Here is a 15,733-nt window from a genome sequence, read left to right on the forward strand (position 1 = left end):
GACCGGACGACGGAGCGAAGTCTCGGTCACGGAAGGTAGTGACCCTGTCACGTGAGGGCACGTTCCGTCACGATCAGTTCATGGAGGTAGCGCTTGGTGACACTGCCGCCGTGGCGTGTGTCGATGAGCCGGCGCAGACATGTCAGCAGACCGCGGCGCGCCCCCTCGTCCAGCGCGCGGTGGCCCGAGTAGGTGCGCAGCACGTCGATGTACTGGTCGGTGGTGTAGGTGATGTCCTGGGTGTGCCGGGTCGCCACGACGTGCTCGAAGAGCGGGGAGTCCGCCGGCTCGCCGGTGCCCGCCGGGATCTCGGACGCCGGCAGCAGGCGCAGGCCCGGCGGGGTGTCCGGGTCCCAGCGCTCGTAGCAGCGCTGGGCCTGAGCGAAGAACTCCACACTGCCGCCCGCCACATGCTCCGTGAGGACGAGGGCGAGACGCCCGCCGGGGCGCAGCGCCCGTGCCGCCTTGACCAGCCGCACCGCCGGGTCGATCCAGTGGAAGGCGGTGGCGCTCACCACCAGGTCGAACGGGTGCGCGGGCAGGTCCCAGTTCTCGAACTCGGCGACCACCACCTCCACGCGCGGGAACGCGGCCAGGCGTCGCCGGGCCACGCCCGCCATCGCGTCGCCCAGCTCCACCGCGGTGATGCGGCAGCCCGTCTCCGCCAGCGGAACGGTGAGCTGGCCGGTGCCCGGCCCGATCTCCAGGACACGGCTGTCCGGACCGAGTCCGGCCGCGCGGGCCAGTTCGCCGACCAGGGCGCGGGGATACCGCGGGCGCGCCCGGTCGTAGAGCTCGGCATCCTCGTTGAACGTCTCCCGCAACGCCGTCACCGCGTCCTCGTCCCTCCGTGATTCCACCCAGGGCAGAATGCCGGTCCCTTCCCATCGTGGCGAGGGAAATTAGGCTGGGACGGTGAGCAGCCAAGTGCCGAACGAAGCCCGCGTCATCGAGCTGCGCCCCTCGCAGGGCGCGCGCCCCGTCGCCCCTCCGCCCGCGCGGCGGCCGCCCAGGGAGCCCCTCTGGCGCGACCTGGTCGGCGACGTCCTGCGGCGCGAACGCCTCGCCCAGGAGCGCACCTTGAAGGACGTGGCGGACGAGGCCCGGATCTCCATGCCGTACCTCTCCGAGGTGGAACGGGGCCGCAAGGAGGCCTCCTCCGAGGTCCTCGCGGCCGCCGCCCATGCCCTGGGCCTCGGCCTGGGCGACCTGCTGTCCCGCGCCCAGGGCGAACTCGTCCGGATCACCGGCCACAGCCCCAGGCGCAGCCGGGCCGGTTCCACCTCACGCAACGACGGACTGTGCCTGGCGGCCTGACCGGCGTCTCAGACCGTCACCAGGCGGCGGCTCACCACCTCGTCCGCCAGGCCGTAGGCCACCGCGTCCTGCGCGGTGAAGACCTTGTCGCGGTCCATGTCCGCGCGCAGGGTCGCGATGTCGTGACGGGTGTGACGGGAGAGCACCTCCTCGACCTGGGAGCGGATCCGGACCATCTCCTTGGCCTGCAGGGCGAGATCGGAGACCGTGCCCTGCCGGCCGCCGGAGGCCGGCTGGCCGAGCAGCACGCGCGCGTGCTCCAGGACGAACCGCCGCCCGGGATCGCCGCCGGCCAGCAGCACCGCCGCCGTGGAGGCCGCCTGGCCGACGCAGAACGTCGAGATCGGCGCCTGCACGAAGGACATCGTGTCGTAGATCGCCATCAGTGAGGTGAACGATCCGCCGGGGGAGTTGATGTAGATCGCGATCTCGTTCTCGGGCGCCGCCGACTCCAGATGGAGGAGTTGCGCGATGACGACGTTGGCGACGCCGTCGTCGATCTCGGTGCCGAGGAAGATGATCCGCTCGGACAGCAGCCGGCTGAAGACGTCCGAGGAGCGCTCTCCGTGCGCGGTCCGCTCGATGACGTACGGAATCGTGTAGTTCCCCATGTCACAGCCCCATCCGTCGCTTCGAGGCGGTCGGGCGGACGTCCGCGAGGGAATCCAGGACCCGGTCCACCATCCCGTACTCCCTGGCCTCCTCGGCCGTGAACCAGCGGTCGCGGTCGCCGTCTTGCGAGATGGTCTCCGGGCTCTGGCCGGTGTGCTCGGCGGTGATCCGCTCGATGGTCCGCTTGGTGTGCTCCAGGTTCTCCGCCTGGATCTCGATGTCCGCGGTGGTGCCGCCGATCCCCGCCGACGGCTGGTGCATCATGATCCGCGCGTTCGGCAGCGCGTACCGCTTGCCCGCCGCGCCGACGCTCAGCAGGAACTGCCCCATGCTCGCCGCGAAGCCCATCGCCAGGGTCGACACGTCGTTCGGGATCAGGCGCATCGTGTCGTAGATCGCCAGGCCCGCGTGCACCGAACCGCCCGGGCTGTTCACGTAGAGGCTGATGTCGGTGCGCGGGTCCTCCGCGGACAGCAGGAGCAGCTGTGCGCAGACCCGGTTCGCGGAGACCTCGTCGACCTGGGTGCCGAGGAACACGATGCGCTGGCCGAGGAGCTGGGCCGCGAGGTGGTCGTCGAACCGGCTGGGTGGGGTGTCGCCCTCCTCCGCGCGGGGCGAGAAGGCGGTGAGTGGAGTCATGGTCTCTCCTGTAGAACGTCGGGCCGTGTTGCCGTCGACTCCACTCTTGGCCCGCCCGCGCCCGCCGACGCCGTTTCTCTGCCCGCGGCAGATTCGCCACGGGCAGAGCCCCGCCGGCTCGCTCCGCCCGGCCGGGGCGCACGCCCTCCGCGCGCGGAATGCGGTGTCAGCCCTTCGCGCGCAGCTGCCGGAAGAACGCCCGTACGTCGCCGACCAGCAGGTCCGGTTCCTCCATCGCCGCGAAGTGCCCGCCGCGGTCGAATTCCGTCCACCGCACGAGGTTCTCCGTCCGCTCCGCCTTGTGCCGCAGCGGGAGCTGGGGCTCGGCCGGGAAGACCGCGAGCGCGGTGGGCGCGGCCGACGGCTCGGTGGGCAGGGCCTGGCGGCCCGTGGCGTGCGCGCGCTCGTAGTAGACGCGGGCGGCGGAACCGGCCGTGCCGGTCAGCCAGTACAGCATCACGTTGGTGAGCATCCGGTCCCGGTCGACGGCCTCCTCGGGCAGCAGCGGCGAGTCCGTCCACTCCTGGAACTTCTCGACGATCCAGGCGAGTTGGCCGACGGGCGAGTCGGTGAGGGCGTACGCAACGGTCTGCGGCCGGGTGGACTGCAGGATCGCGTAGCCGGTGCCCTCGCGCGACCACTCGCTCCACCGGCGCCAGCTCAGCAGCGCCCGCTCCTGCTCCTCCGTGCCCAGCTCGTCCAGCTCCTCCGGTGTGGGCTCGGTGAGCTGCTGTCCGCCCGGCAGCAGATTGAGGTGGACGCCGCTCACCCGGTCGGGATGCGCCCGGCCCAGCTCGCGGGAGATCGCGGCGCCCCAGTCGCCGCCCTGCGCCCCGAACCGCTCGTAGCCGAGCCGCCGCATCAGCTCGGCCCAGGCGTCGGCGATCCTGCCCGCCTCCCAGCCGGTGTCCGCGGGCGGGCCGGACAGTCCGAACCCGGGGATGCTCGGGACGACGAGGTGGAAGGCGTCGGCCGGGTCGCCGCCGTGCGCCGAGGGATGGGTGAGCGGCCCGATCACGTCCAGGAACTCCACGATCGAGCCGGGCCAGCCGTGCGTGATGATCAGCGGGGTCGCGTCGGGCTCGGGGGAGCGGATGTGGGCGAAGTGGACGGTCGAGCCGTCGAGGGTGGTGGTGAACTGCGGCAGCCGGTTGAGCTCGGCCTCGGCGGCCCGCCAGTCGTAGGAGTGACGCCAGTACGTGACGAGTTCACGCAGGTAGTCGGCGGGCACGCCGTACGACCACCCCGTGCCGGGCAGCTCGTCGGGCCAGCGGGTGAGGTCGAGGCGGTGGTGCAGGTCGTCGAGGGTGCTCTGCGGGATGTCGAGGCGGAAGGGCCGGATGCCGGCGGAGGGCTCTGCGTTCTCTGCCGTGCCGGCAGGCGAAGACGTCATGTGCGGAGCGTAGTTGCGGCCGGTGCCGCGGCCATCCGGATTTCAGCGGGCCGGCCACCGATGAGTTCCGCGGCGGGGACCAGTCGGTACAGGTGACCGCGTTCCGCGCCCCAGGAGGAGAACACATGACCACCGACGGATTCACCACGTGTCTCTGGTTCGACGGCCAGGCGGAGGAGGCCGCCCACTACTACGTCTCGGTCTTCAAGAACTCCAGCATCGGCCGGGTGTCGCACTACACCGAGGGGGCCATGCAGCCGGCCGGCACGGTGCTGACCGTCGAGTTCACGGTCAACGGCCACCGGTTCGTCGCCCTGAACGGCGGCCCCCAGTTCAAGTTCACCGAGGCGATCTCCTTCCAGATGTTCTGCCAGAACCAGGAGGAGATCGACTACTACTGGGCCAAACTCACCGAGGGCGGCGGCGAGCCCGGCCCCTGCGGCTGGCTCAAGGACCGCTACGGCGTGTCCTGGCAGGTCATTCCCGAGCGGCTGGACGAGATGATCAGCGATCCCGACACGGCGAAGGCGTCGCGTGCGATGCAGGCGATGCTGTCGATGGGCAAGCTCGACATCGCCGCCCTGGAGAAGGCCTACACGGGCGGGTGACGCCCCGCGTCCGCTCGCTCCGGCTCGACGGCCGGCCCGCCGCCACCCGGCGCCGGGCCGGCCGTGTCCGCCCGCCCGGGGCACGGACCGGCCGCCGCGACCCGCCGACGTACCCGGCGCGACGCAGGCCGCCGACGTGCCGCGACACCCCGGTGACACGCGCGGTCGCGGCCGGCTTCGGTGCCGGCGGCGTACAGGCCGGCCGTTCCGCCACCGCAGGCCACCGCCACGTGCATCCGGCGGGCGACGGGCCGGCGTCGCCTCCACCGGCTCATGGAGCGCGCACTTGTTCCGCGATCGTGCGGGTGATCGCGCGGGCGATCCGCACGATGCCGGGGGAGCGCGCCGGGCAGGGTCTCGGAGCCGATGTCGTCGGGGCGAGGCAGAAGTGCAGGTAGTCCTTGCCGAGGTGGAGCGCGGTGCGGTCGCGGCCCGGATCGGTGCAGTAGCCGGCGTGCCGGTGCTCGTAGGCGGTGCACGGCAGGTCCTGGGACCAGGTGTAGCGGGCCCCGGCGGGGCTCACCGCGGCGCCCGCGTCGGAGACGACGTCGTGCGAGGCGGCGGCCCGGCGCTCGTACATCTCGTTCACGCGCCGGACCCGGTCGGGGGTGATCGGGTCCGGTCCCTGGAGCACCCACACGATCTTCGGGCGCCGGCTGCCGCCCGCGTCGGCGATCTGCCCGGTGAGCCGGCGCAGGTCGGCGCGGTAGCGCGCGAAGTACCGCTGCGGCGAGGCGTCGTAGGTGATCCCGTCCATGCACCAGGTGTAGGGCCAGGCGTTGCCCCAGAACTGGAGCACCACGTAGTCCGGGTGCCGGGTGCGCACCAGTGCGGCCGCCTTGTCCGCGGCCGGTACGAGCGACCGCTTCCCGGTGCCTTCGAGGTAGTCGCACAGGGTGGTTCCCGAGTACGGGGCGCTCGTGTACGTCGCCGCCAGGTCCGTGCGGAGCTGCTCGCCGAGCACGTTCTGGGCCTCCATCGCCAGCGAGTCCCCGAGATAGAGCACCCGGGGCGCCACGGCCGGCGCCTTCGGGGAGGCGGGCGCCCGCTGGTGGGTCGTCGTGGCGGACACCTGCGGCGGCGCGGGGGAGGGCGGCGCCTCCTGCGGCCCGGACACCGGATCGCTGCACGCGCCCAGCAGCAGCACTCCGGCCAGCAGCGATCCCACGATCCACGGCTTCCGCATACGGCGACTCCTGCACCGGCGACCGAGAACGGCTCACCAGGCAAGCACAGAGGGGCCCAACACGGAAGGCAGGCAGGTGAGTTCGGGAACGGTCCAGCCGCCGGGGGAGTTCCGGCACGGGCTCGTGCGACGCGGTGCTGCCACGCACCGCGCACCCGCCCGTGCCGGTTCGCCCTCCACCGCGGAGGGAACGCCCCTCCGGTGCGGCGGCGGCCATCAGACCCGGTCAGCCGCGATCAGATCCGGTCGGCCACGATCAGCAGGTACTGGAAGCTGCCGTTCTTGTACGCCGTGAGGAACGTGTCCTCGATGCCCGTGACCAGATGGTCGGCCTGCCGGCGCAACTCCCAGTAGGGGATGGCCTCGGCGGTGAGGTCCTGGACGTGGACGGGGACGAGGCGGTTGCGGGCCATCGCCCGGAAGTACTCCGAGCGCGGATGGATGTCGCAGATGTAGTGGGCGTTGATGAGGGACACCTCGCGGGACGCCCGGCCGTAGGCGTCGTTGTAGCAGCCGGTGATCACCGCGTAGCGCCCGCCCCGGCGCAGCAGCCGGGCGTGCTCGGCGAACAGCAGGTCCAGCTCGACGTACATGGTCGACTCGTTGTTCCACGAGGCGGCGTAGGCGCCGCTCTCGAAGCCGGTGTCGAGCATGTTGCGGTGGTGGTAACGCACGTGCCCGTCGATGCCCCGCTTACGGGCCTGCTCGTTGGCGAACGCGGCCTGCTTGGCCGAGATCGTCACGCCGTCCGCCTGGCAGCCGTGGCGCAGATGGGCCACGACGCTGCCGCCGCCGCGCCCGCAGCCGGCGTCGAAGACGCGGTCGGCGGGGGAGAGCGCGCCGAGCCGGCCGGCGAGCAGCTCGGCCTGGGCGTGCTCCAGGCGGTGCAGTTCGGCGGTGATCCGCTCCCGCCTGCGCGCGGGGTCGCTCTCGTCGAGCACGGACCGGTCGGCGTCGCCGATGCCGTAGTGATGGTGGTAGAGGTCGTCGAGCTTGCCGAGCTCGAGGTTGACCGGATTCTCCTCGGCGTTCCAGTAGTCGGCGACGCGGTTCTGGTACCTGGACTGGGTCGGTACCGGTGCCGCCGTGGTGCCGGCGTCGGGGGCGATGGTCAACAGATGACTCCTCGTGGTGCGTCTGACAGAGCGTCAGCGGTGCTGTTTCTACCAGTAGTGGGGCAGGGAGTAGCGGTGGGTGTTGGTGGCGTGCCACTCGTGGTTCCCGGCCACCCAGTCCGACAGGCCCTGGGCATAGCGCTCCACGAGCGGGGAGGTGGCGGCGAGCAGGACGGACTCCTCCTCGAACGCCTCCATGATCTCGTTGTGGATGTCGACGGCCTTGAGATAGGCGGCCTTCAGCCCGCACCGCTCGTTGGCGGCGACGACCTGCGGCAGGTTGAGGTGGGTGGGGTCGCTCGCCAGCTCCTTGGTGAAGGAGTACAGGTCGTTGACGATGGTGGTGGCGTTGCAGGCGAGGGCGGTGATCCGCTGGATCTCCGGGCGGGCGTAGACCGGTTCGGGCAGTTCGTAGCCGTCCACGGCGTCGACGATCGACAGACACGGGCGGAAGTTGTTGAACTGCCGCATCACCAGGTACTCCCACACCCGCGGCACGTACCGGACCTCCGCCCACGCCGCCTCGGCGAGATAGCCGAGGTGCAGCCGGGCGATGTCGTGCACGAAGCGGTCGGTCTGGCTGGAGGTGGCCACGGCGGCGTAGTCCCTGAGCGCCCAGTGGTACGAGCGCAGCGGGCCGTCGGCCTGCACGCCCTGCGCCCACTGCTCCTGCAGCACCGGCGGGCCCTGGAAGGGGTCGAGCGCCGACTGGGCCAGGACCAGCCGGCCCCCGAGGCCGCGGCGGGCGCCACCCCTGCCCTCGTCCTCCTCGCAGTAGCAGCTGTCGACCAGGTTCTCGGCCAGCAGCAGCTTGCCCGCCGCGGTCAGCCGCTCCATGTCGGCCGCCGCGGGATGCTGCAGGACGACGGCCCGGCCGAACTGGAAGCCCGAGAAGTCCCCCGACCACGCCTTCGGGAACAGGTCGAGGCCGCGGGCCCAGGCCTCCAGCCTGGCGTCGACCTCCGCGGCCTTGGCCGGGTCGGCGGGGGCCACGGGCCGGTACCGCAGGCCGGGGATCGCCCCGGTCCGGCGTGTCCTCAGGGTGCGGGCCAGGTCGGGCGGCCCCGGCAGGGCGGCCGGGGAAGCGGGCGTACTCATCGCGTGCTCCACCCTCAGTCGGCCGTCCGGCCGAGCTGGACGTTCTCCAGAATCCCCGCGGCGTCCGGCACGAGGATGGCCAGTGAGTAGTAGGCGGTCACCAGGTAGCGGATGATCGCGGCCGTGTCGATGCCCATGAACCGCACGTTCAGGCCCGGTTGGTACTCCTCCGGGATGCCCGTCTGGTACAGGCCGATCACTCCCTGGTCGCTCTCCCCGGTGCGCAGCGCGATGATGCTGCTGGTGTGCTGGGGGCTGATCGGGATCTTGTTGCAGGGAAAGATCGGTACCCCGCGCCAGGCCGGGATCTCGTGTCCCTCGACGGTGGCCGTGCCCGGCACCAGACCGCGCCGGTTGCACTGCCGGAAGAACGCGGCGATCGCCTTCGGATGGGCGAGGAAGACCTTGGTCCTGCGGCGCATGGCGAGCAGTTCGTCCATGTCGTCCGGGGTGGGCGGACCGGTGAAGGTGCTGACCCGCTGGCCGTGGTCGACGTTGGCCAGCAGCCCGAACTCCCGGTTGTTGACCAGCTCCCACTCCTGGCGCTCGCGGATCTCCTCGATGGTCAGACGCAGTTGCTGCTCGGTCTGGTTCATCGGGTCGTTGTAGAGATCGGCGACCCGGGTGTGCACCCGCAGCACGGTCTGGGTGAGCGACAACTCGTACTCGCGCGGGGCTAGTTCGTAGTTCACGAAGCCGCCGTCGAGCGTGTGCTCGCCGACATGGCCGGCCTGTACCGGTACGTCGGCCTCACCCTTGCGGTTCATCGGCAGCTTCTGCCGCTCCGCGAACGCCGCCAGATGCGCGGCGAGGGAGGGCACCCGCTCGGTGAGCTCGGTGACGACGTCCCAGGGCAGCACCAGCACCACGCCCGCCGTCTCCGCCCGCACCGAGCTCAGCCACAGCGGGTCGGACTGCCCGATGGCCTCGTCGCCCATCTGGTCGCCGTCGGTGACGACCCCGATGATCTCCTCCTCGCCGTACTTGCCGGCGGCGTAGCGGGTGAACCTGCCGTGCACCACGAGGTAGGCCTCGGTGACCGGCTGCCCGGCCTCGAACAGCACCTGCCCGGACCGCACTTCGCGGGCCCGGAAGCGGGTGGCCACCTCCCGGAGGACGTCGGTCTCGGCGTAGCCGCGCAGCACCGGCAGTTCGGTGAGTGTCTCCGGGATCACCCGGATGTCGTCGGCGCCGTTCTGCTCGAACTGCACACGGCCGCGCCCGACACGCAGTTGCAGCCGCCGGTTGACCCGGTAGGTACCGCCCTTGACGTCCACCCAGGGCAGGGACCGCAGCAGCCAGCGCGAGCTGATGGCCTGCATCTGCGGTTCGGACTTGGTCGTCGTGGTGAGCTGGCGCGCCGCCTGGGTGCTGAGACTGGTGAGCTGCGCCTGGCCGTCGGGATCGGGGACGGGTTCCTCGGTGGCGGGACCGGAGGCGCTTTCTGGGGCGGACACATTCCCTCCCGGGGGATGCACAGGGCGATGTACAGGGGTGGACGAGCGGTCGGAGAGGAAGGCGACTTCGTGGCGGCCGACGGGTACGAACCGCAGGTAGAAGCCAAACAGCTGTGATCGCCACGCGGTACGGCGTGAGGGGGGCGGCTTCACGGAGCGGAGGCGCAAACTCCGCAGCCGAGGCGGGGGAGCCCCGGCGACGTGATCACGCGCCGGTGATCTTCCCTCTCCGCTCCGGCGCACAGGGCGCACGGCCACCCCACGGGCCTCGCGCACCGCGCGCTCCCCCCGCGGCGCTGTGCGCGCTCAGGACCCGTCGTCCACCAGCACCGCGGCCCCGTCGAAACGCCCCGCCTTGAGATCCCGCAGCGCCTCGTCGGCCCGCGACAGGGGATAGGTGTGCGTGGTGGCCCGTACCCCGTGCCGGGCCGCCAGGGTCAGGAACTCCCGCGCGTCCGCACGGGTGTTGGAGGTGACGCTGCGGATCTGCTTCTCGTAGAAGAGTTCGGTCTCGTAGTGCAGCGGCGGGGTGTCGCTGAGATGGATGCCGGCGACCGCGAGCGTGCCGCCGCGGTCGAGGGCGCGCAGCGCGACCGGCACCAGATCGCCGACCGGCGCGAACAGGATCGCGCTGTCCAGCGGCTCGGGCGGCATCGCGTACGCGTCCCGCGCCGAGGCCGCGCCGAGGTCGAGCGCCAGCCGCTGCGCCGCCGCCCCGCGGGTGAGGACGTGCACCCTGGCGCCCTCGGCCAGCGCCACCTGGGCGCACAGGTGTGCGCTGCCGCCGAATCCGTACAGACCGAGCCGTCCGCCCGGCGGCAGCGCCGCCCGCCGCAGCGCGCGGTATCCGATGATCCCGGCGCACAGCAGGGGCGCGAGCGCCACGTCGTCGAGGGAGCCGGGCAGCCGGTGGGCGAAGGCGGCCGGCACGGTCGTGTACTCCGCGTAGCCGCCGTCGGCGTCCCAGCCGGTGTACCGCGAGGCCGGGCACAGGTTCTCGGCCCCGCGCGAGCAGTACGCGCACGTGCCGTCCGTGTGCCGCAGCCACGCGACCCCCACCCGGTCACCGGTCCCGAAGCCCTCAACCCGGGCCCCGTACCCGGCCACCACGCCCACCACCTCGTGCCCCGGTGTCACGCCCGCCCGGTGGGTCGGCAGGTCGCCCTCGGCCACATGCAGGTCGGTACGGCACACCCCGCACGCGCGCACGTGCACCAGCAGTTCGTCCTCCGCGGGCCGCGGCACCGGTTTCCGCACGTACCGGAGCCCGCCCTTCTCGACCGGCCCGGACGTCTGGACCGTCCACGCCCGCATGGTTGCGTCCGTCATCACGCACCCCGTCCCGTCGCCGTCCGTTCCCCCGCGCCATGGGGGCCGTCTCCCGTGCTCGGTAGGCCCTTCACTCCAGTCTGGAACGGACCCCGGCGCTCGGCGCGCGTTTCGGCGGCGGGATGGCTAGCGTGAGGAAACGGACCGGATTCCACCTAGTCGGGAGAGGGCCGAGTCATGGCCGTGCAACCTGAGGGAACCCCCTGCTGGGCCGACGCGATGTTCGGCGACCTGGAGGGAGCCAAGACGTTCTACGGCGACGTCCTGGGCTGGACCTTCGGCGAGGCGTCGTCGGAGTACGGCAACTACACCCAGGCGTACGCCGACGGAAAGGCGGTGGCCGCCGTCGTACCGCCGATGCCCGGGCAGGAAGGCCAGTCGCAGTGGTGCCTGTACTTCGCCTCCGCGGACGCCGCCGCCACCGCCGCCAGGATCCGCGACAACGGCGGCGAGGTGCTGATGGAGCCGATGCAGGTCGGCGAGTTCGGCACGATGTGCCTGAGCCGCGACCCGAGCGGCGTCGTCTTCGGCGTCTGGCAGGCGGGCACCCACGAGGGGTTCGAGGCACCGCCGCAGCAGCCCGGGGCGTACTGCTGGGCGGAGGTCTTCACCCGCGAACCGGGCACGTCGGACGCCTTCTTCACCTCGGTCTTCGGCTACGAGGCCAAGCAGTTGCAGGACGACGCCATCAACTTCCGCATGTTCGACCTGGGCGGGAACACCGTCCTCGGCCGCATGCAGATGACGGAGGACTTCCCGCCCGAGGTGCCGCCGTACATCAACGTCTACTTCACCGTGCCCGACTGCGACGACGCCGTCGCCCGGGCGACCAAGCTGGGCGGTGTGCTGCGCTTCGGGCCGATGGACAGCCCCTTCGGCCGGTTCGCGGCGCTCAGCGACCCGCAGGGCGCCAACTTCTCGGTCATCGACGTCACGACGACGGCCGGAGAGATGCCGCAGACCACCGACGTCCGGTGAACGCGGGCCGGGCGGCCCGCCGGTCCATGGCATGATCGGGCGCATGCGTGAACGTGTTGTGGCCGCGTGCGACGGGGCTTCGAAGGGAAATCCCGGTCCTGCGGGCTGGGCCTGGGTCGTCGCCGACGAGACGGAGACCCCGGCCCGCTGGGAGGCGGGGCCGCTCGGCAAGGCCACCAACAACGTCGCCGAACTCACCGCGCTGGAGCGGCTGCTGGCGGCGACCGACCCGAGCGTCCCGCTCGAGGTCCGGATGGACTCGCAGTACGCCATGAAGGCCGTCACCACCTGGCTGCCCGGCTGGAAGCGCAACGGCTGGAAGACCTCGGCCGGCAAGCCGGTCGCCAACCAGGAACTGGTCGTGCGCATCGACGCACTGCTGGACGGCCGCTCGGTCGACTTCCGCTACGTGCCCGCCCACCAGGTCGACGGCGACCGGCTCAACGACTTCGCCGACCGTGCCGCCAGCCAGGCGGCGAAGATCCAGGAGCCCGCGGGCAGCGCCCTCGGATCGGCCGAGCCGCCGGCCTCCGAGGACACCCCGAAGCCGGGCGGCGCGAAGCCGGGCGGCGCGCGCCGCAAGTCCGGGGCGACCCGGCAGGGCGGCGGCTCCTCGTCCCGCACCATCAAGGCGAAGTTCCCCGGACGCTGCCTGTGCGGCCGCTCCTACGGGGCGGGCGAGCCGATCGCCAAGAACGCGCAGGGCTGGGGCCACCCGGAGTGCCGTACGGCGGAGCCCACGGGCTGAGACCATGCCGTACGCGGGACCACACGGCCGGTACAACGCTCCCGCAGAAGGAATTGGGTGAATGCCCATTCACTGAGTAGGGTGAATGGGCATTCACCTCTTCTCCGCCCCGAGACTGGAGCGCCGATGGATCAGCCGGGACCGATAGCCCGCACCACCGGGGCGGCGGCGCCCCTGCGCGACCGGCTCACGATTCCGGTGCTGGCCTTCGGCGGCATCCTCATGGCCGTCATGCAGACGGTGGTCGTGCCGCTGCTGCCCGACCTGCCGCGGCTGACGGGCGCCTCCGCGGGGGCGGTCTCCTGGACGGTGACGGCGACCCTGCTCTCCGGCGCCGTCCTCACGCCGGTCCTCGGCCGGGCCGGCGACATGTACGGCAAGCGCAGGGTGCTGACCTCCGCGCTCGCCCTGATGACCGTCGGCTCGGTGATGTGCGCGCTGTCGTCCGACATCACCGTCCTCATCACGGCCCGTGCCCTGCAGGGCGCCGCCGCCTCCGTGGTGCCGCTGTCGATCAGCATCCTGCGCGACGAGCTCCCGCCCGAGCGCCGGGGTTCCGCGGTGGCGCTGATGAGCTCCACCGTCGGCATCGGCGCCGCGCTCGGTCTGCCGCTGGCCGCGCTGGTCGTGCAGTACTACGACTGGCACACCATGTTCTGGCTGACCACCGCCCTCGGCGTGCTCGGCGTCTGCGCGGTGTGGTGGGCGGTGAAGGAGTCGCCGGTGCGGGAGCCCGGCCGGTTCGACATCCCCGGCGCGCTGGGTCTGGCCGCCGGACTGGTCTGCCTCCTGCTCGGCGTGTCCCAGGGCGGCCAGTGGGGCTGGGGGAGCGCACGGGTCCTCGGCCTGTTCGCCGCGACCGTCGTGATCCTGGCCCTTTGGTGGTGGTGGCAGCTGCGCGCCGAGAAGCCGCTGGTCGACCTGCGCCTGGTCTCCCGGCCGCGGGTCGGCCTCTCCCACGTGGCGGCGCTGCTGACCGGATTCGCCTTCTACGCCAACTCCCTGGTCACCGCCCAGCTGGTGCAGGCGCCGAAGGCCACCGGGTACGGCCTGGGACTGTCGATCGTGGAGACCGGCCTGTGCCTGCTGCCGGGCGGCGTCACCATGCTGCTCTTCTCGCCCCTGTCGGCCCGTATCTCGGCGTCCCGCGGCCCCCGTGTCACGCTCGCCCTCGGCGCCGCCGTCATCGCCTGCGGCTACGTCGTGCGCATCGCCGACAGCCGCGACCTCTGGATGATCATCCTGGGCGCGACGGTGGTGTCGACCGGCACCACCCTCGCCTACTCGGCGCTGCCCACCCTGATCCTGCGCGCCGTCCCGGCCGAGCAGACCGCCTCCGCCAACGGCGTCAACGTCCTCATGCGCACCATCGGGCAGGCCACCTCCAGCGCCGCCGTGGCCGCGGTGCTCGTCCACCACTCCGGCCCGGTCGGCGGTGCCCTCGTGCCCACCCTGCACGGCTATCTGCTCGCCTTCGGGATGGCCTGCGCGGTCGCCCTGGTCGCCGGCGCCGCGGCCCTGAGCATCCCCGGCGACCCCGGGACGGGGGCGACACGCCGGGCCCGCGGCCGTACCCGCGACCGCCACGACGAGGCGCTGGAGGGAGCATGAGGGCCGTGAGCACTCCTCCCACCGCGGCCACGCCCGCGCCCGCCCGCCGTGACGCCGAGGCGACGAAGGCGGCCATCCTCAGGGCCGCCCGCCACCTGCTGGCCCGCCACGCGCACGGCGACATCACACTCAAGGCCGTGGCCGAACGCGCGGGTGTCAGTGCGCCGTTGATCCTGAAGTACTTCGGCAACAAGGACGCGCTGTTCGCCCGCGTCATGTCCTTCGAGACCGACGCCGAGGCCCTGCTCGACGCCCCGCTGGACGAGCTCGGCCGGCACATGGTCCGGCACGTGCTGGTCAGCCAGACGCAGCAGGGCGCCGACCCGCTCCTGCGGATCGTGTTCGCGCCCCTGCACGGCGCGCAGGGCGACATCCTGCGCGCCAACTTCCGCAGCCAGGTGACCGACCGCCTCACCGCACGCCTGGACGGCCCGGACGCGGGCCTGCGCGCGGAGCTGGCCGTCGCGGGACTGCTGGGCCTCGGGGTGATGTTCGGGATCGCCCGCGGCAGCCAGGTGCGGGCCGCCGCGCCGGAGGACGTCGTGGACCGGTACGCGCCCACGGTGCAGGCCCACCTCACCCCGGCCGCCGGCGGACGACGGGCGCCGGCGGACGAGGGCCGCGGGCGGATGAAAGACTGACGCCATGGACGAGCGCACTTTCGGTAGGTCTGATCAGCACGCATCCGTCATCGGTCTCGGCACCTGGCAGCTGGGCGCGGACTGGGGTGACGTCGACGACAAGGAAGCCCTGTCGGTCCTGGAGGCCGCGGCCGAGGCGGGGGTCACGTTCTTCGACACCGCCGACGTCTACGGCGACGGGCGCAGCGAGCAGACCATCGCCGCCTTCCTCGCCGGACGCCCCGACCTGCACGTGCTGGTCGCCACCAAGATGGGCCGCCGGGCGGACCAGATCCCGGAGAACTACGTCCTCGACAACTTCCGCGCCTGGAACGACCGTTCGCGCCGCAACCTCGGCGTCGACCGGATCGACCTCGTGCAGCTGCACTGCCCGCCCACCCCGGTCTACTCCTCGGACGCGGTCTTCGACGCCCTGGACACCCTGGTCGAGGAGGAGCGCATCGCGGCGTACGGCGTGAGCGTGGAGACCTGCGCGGAGGCGCTGACCGCGATCGCGCGCCCGAACGTGGCCAGCGTGCAGATCATCCTCAACCCGTTCCGCATGAAGCCGCTGCGCGAGGTGCTCCCGGCCGCGCGGGAGGCCGGCGTCGGCGTCATCGCCCGCGTCCCGCTCGCCTCCGGCCTGCTCACGGGCAAGTACACCAAGGACACCGTCTTCGCGGACAACGACCACCGCACCTACAACCGGCACGGCGAGTCCTTCGACGTCGGCGAGACCTTCTCCGGCGTGGACTACGCGACGGGCGTCGAGGCCGCCGCGGAGTTCGCCGCCCTAGCGCCCTCGGGCTTCACCCCGGCCCAGCTCGCACTGCGCTGGATCATCGAGCAGCCCGGCGTGACCACCGTGATCCCCGGCGCCCGCTCGCCCGAGCAGGCCCGCGCCAACGCGGACGCCGCCCGGCTCCCGGGGCTCGACGCCGCCACCCACGCCGCGATCCGCGACCTCTACGACCGCCGCGTCAAGGAGCAGGTCGAGACCCGCTGGTAACGGGCGCGGCGAC

At 72.2% G+C, this 15,733-nt stretch carries 16 protein-coding genes; 7 read left to right on the forward strand and 9 right to left on the reverse strand.

From position 1 onward, the window contains the following. Positions 1-47: 47 nt before the first annotated feature. Entirely contained in the window at positions 48-869 is an 822-nt protein-coding gene (locus ACIRPX_RS02350) for a class I SAM-dependent methyltransferase (protein ID WP_404187499.1), read from the reverse strand. 46 nt (positions 870-915) lie between these two features. On the opposite strand from ACIRPX_RS02350, the gene ACIRPX_RS02355 reads away from it, so the two are divergent. Beyond that, positions 916-1,317 (forward strand): helix-turn-helix domain-containing protein, encoded by a 402-nt coding sequence (locus ACIRPX_RS02355; RefSeq protein ID WP_404187393.1) that lies wholly within the window; start codon positions 916-918, stop codon positions 1,315-1,317. Positions 1,318-1,325: 8 nt separating this feature from the next. Here the strand turns inward: ACIRPX_RS02355 and ACIRPX_RS02360 are convergent, their stop codons facing one another. From ACIRPX_RS02360 to ACIRPX_RS02370, 3 genes are all read right to left on the reverse strand, one after another. Then, the gene (locus ACIRPX_RS02360; RefSeq protein WP_404187394.1) at positions 1,326-1,928 is read right to left on the reverse strand and encodes a ClpP family protease; all 603 of its coding nucleotides are present in this window, start codon (positions 1,926-1,928) and stop codon (positions 1,326-1,328) included. A 1-nt stretch (position 1,929) separates the two neighbouring features. After that, the gene (locus ACIRPX_RS02365; RefSeq protein ID WP_404187395.1) at positions 1,930-2,568 is read right to left on the reverse strand and encodes an ATP-dependent Clp protease proteolytic subunit; all 639 of its coding nucleotides are present in this window, start codon (positions 2,566-2,568) and stop codon (positions 1,930-1,932) included. A gap of 166 nt (positions 2,569-2,734) precedes the next feature. Continuing rightward, the gene (locus tag ACIRPX_RS02370; RefSeq protein ID WP_404187396.1) at positions 2,735-3,961 is read right to left on the reverse strand and encodes an epoxide hydrolase family protein; all 1,227 of its coding nucleotides are present in this window, start codon (positions 3,959-3,961) and stop codon (positions 2,735-2,737) included. A gap of 125 nt (positions 3,962-4,086) precedes the next feature. On the opposite strand from ACIRPX_RS02370, the gene ACIRPX_RS02375 reads away from it, so the two are divergent. Then, the gene (locus tag ACIRPX_RS02375; RefSeq protein ID WP_404187397.1) at positions 4,087-4,569 is read left to right on the forward strand and encodes a VOC family protein; all 483 of its coding nucleotides are present in this window, start codon (positions 4,087-4,089) and stop codon (positions 4,567-4,569) included. A gap of 271 nt (positions 4,570-4,840) precedes the next feature. Here ACIRPX_RS02375 and ACIRPX_RS02380 read toward each other — a convergent pair whose 3' ends face one another. The 5 genes from ACIRPX_RS02380 to ACIRPX_RS02400 all read right to left on the reverse strand — a co-directional run bounded on the left by ACIRPX_RS02380 (position 4,841) and on the right by ACIRPX_RS02400 (position 10,739). Further along, entirely contained in the window at positions 4,841-5,755 is a 915-nt protein-coding gene (locus ACIRPX_RS02380; protein WP_404187398.1) for an SGNH/GDSL hydrolase family protein, read from the reverse strand. 236 nt (positions 5,756-5,991) lie between these two features. After that, on the reverse strand, positions 5,992-6,870 hold the full coding sequence (locus ACIRPX_RS02385; RefSeq protein ID WP_404187399.1) for a geranyl diphosphate 2-C-methyltransferase: 879 nt from the start codon (positions 6,868-6,870) through the stop codon (positions 5,992-5,994). A gap of 48 nt (positions 6,871-6,918) precedes the next feature. Continuing rightward, on the reverse strand, positions 6,919-7,968 hold the full coding sequence (locus tag ACIRPX_RS02390; RefSeq protein WP_404187400.1) for a family 2 encapsulin nanocompartment cargo protein terpene cyclase: 1,050 nt from the start codon (positions 7,966-7,968) through the stop codon (positions 6,919-6,921). Between the two features lie 14 nt (positions 7,969-7,982). Next, positions 7,983-9,425 (reverse strand): family 2B encapsulin nanocompartment shell protein, encoded by a 1,443-nt coding sequence (locus tag ACIRPX_RS02395; RefSeq protein WP_404187401.1) that lies wholly within the window; start codon positions 9,423-9,425, stop codon positions 7,983-7,985. A gap of 306 nt (positions 9,426-9,731) precedes the next feature. Next, on the reverse strand, positions 9,732-10,739 hold the full coding sequence (locus tag ACIRPX_RS02400) for a zinc-binding alcohol dehydrogenase family protein (protein ID WP_404187500.1): 1,008 nt from the start codon (positions 10,737-10,739) through the stop codon (positions 9,732-9,734). A 192-nt stretch (positions 10,740-10,931) separates the two neighbouring features. On the opposite strand from ACIRPX_RS02400, the gene ACIRPX_RS02405 reads away from it, so the two are divergent. The 5 genes from ACIRPX_RS02405 to ACIRPX_RS02425 all read left to right on the forward strand — a co-directional run bounded on the left by ACIRPX_RS02405 (position 10,932) and on the right by ACIRPX_RS02425 (position 15,720). Then, entirely contained in the window at positions 10,932-11,732 is an 801-nt protein-coding gene (locus ACIRPX_RS02405) for a VOC family protein (RefSeq protein ID WP_404187402.1), read from the forward strand. A 31-nt stretch (positions 11,733-11,763) separates the two neighbouring features. Further along, on the forward strand, positions 11,764-12,480 hold the full coding sequence (locus ACIRPX_RS02410) for a ribonuclease H (RefSeq protein WP_404187403.1): 717 nt from the start codon (positions 11,764-11,766) through the stop codon (positions 12,478-12,480). A 126-nt stretch (positions 12,481-12,606) separates the two neighbouring features. After that, complete coding sequence (locus ACIRPX_RS02415; RefSeq protein ID WP_404187404.1) at positions 12,607-14,091, forward strand: MFS transporter; 1,485 nt, start codon at positions 12,607-12,609, stop codon at positions 14,089-14,091. Next, positions 14,088-14,732, forward strand: coding sequence for a TetR family transcriptional regulator (locus tag ACIRPX_RS02420; RefSeq protein WP_404187405.1), 645 nt, complete (start codon positions 14,088-14,090; stop codon positions 14,730-14,732). The genes ACIRPX_RS02415 and ACIRPX_RS02420 overlap by 4 nt, the downstream gene beginning before the upstream one ends. A 4-nt stretch (positions 14,733-14,736) precedes the next feature. Then, positions 14,737-15,720: an aldo/keto reductase gene (locus tag ACIRPX_RS02425; protein ID WP_404187406.1), complete on the forward strand. Its 984-nt coding sequence runs from the start codon at positions 14,737-14,739 to the stop codon at positions 15,718-15,720. Positions 15,721-15,733: the final 13 nt, after the last annotated feature.

The organism is Streptomyces sp. NPDC101225 (assembly GCF_044767585.1).
Lineage (GTDB): Bacteria > Actinomycetota > Actinomycetes > Streptomycetales > Streptomycetaceae > Streptomyces.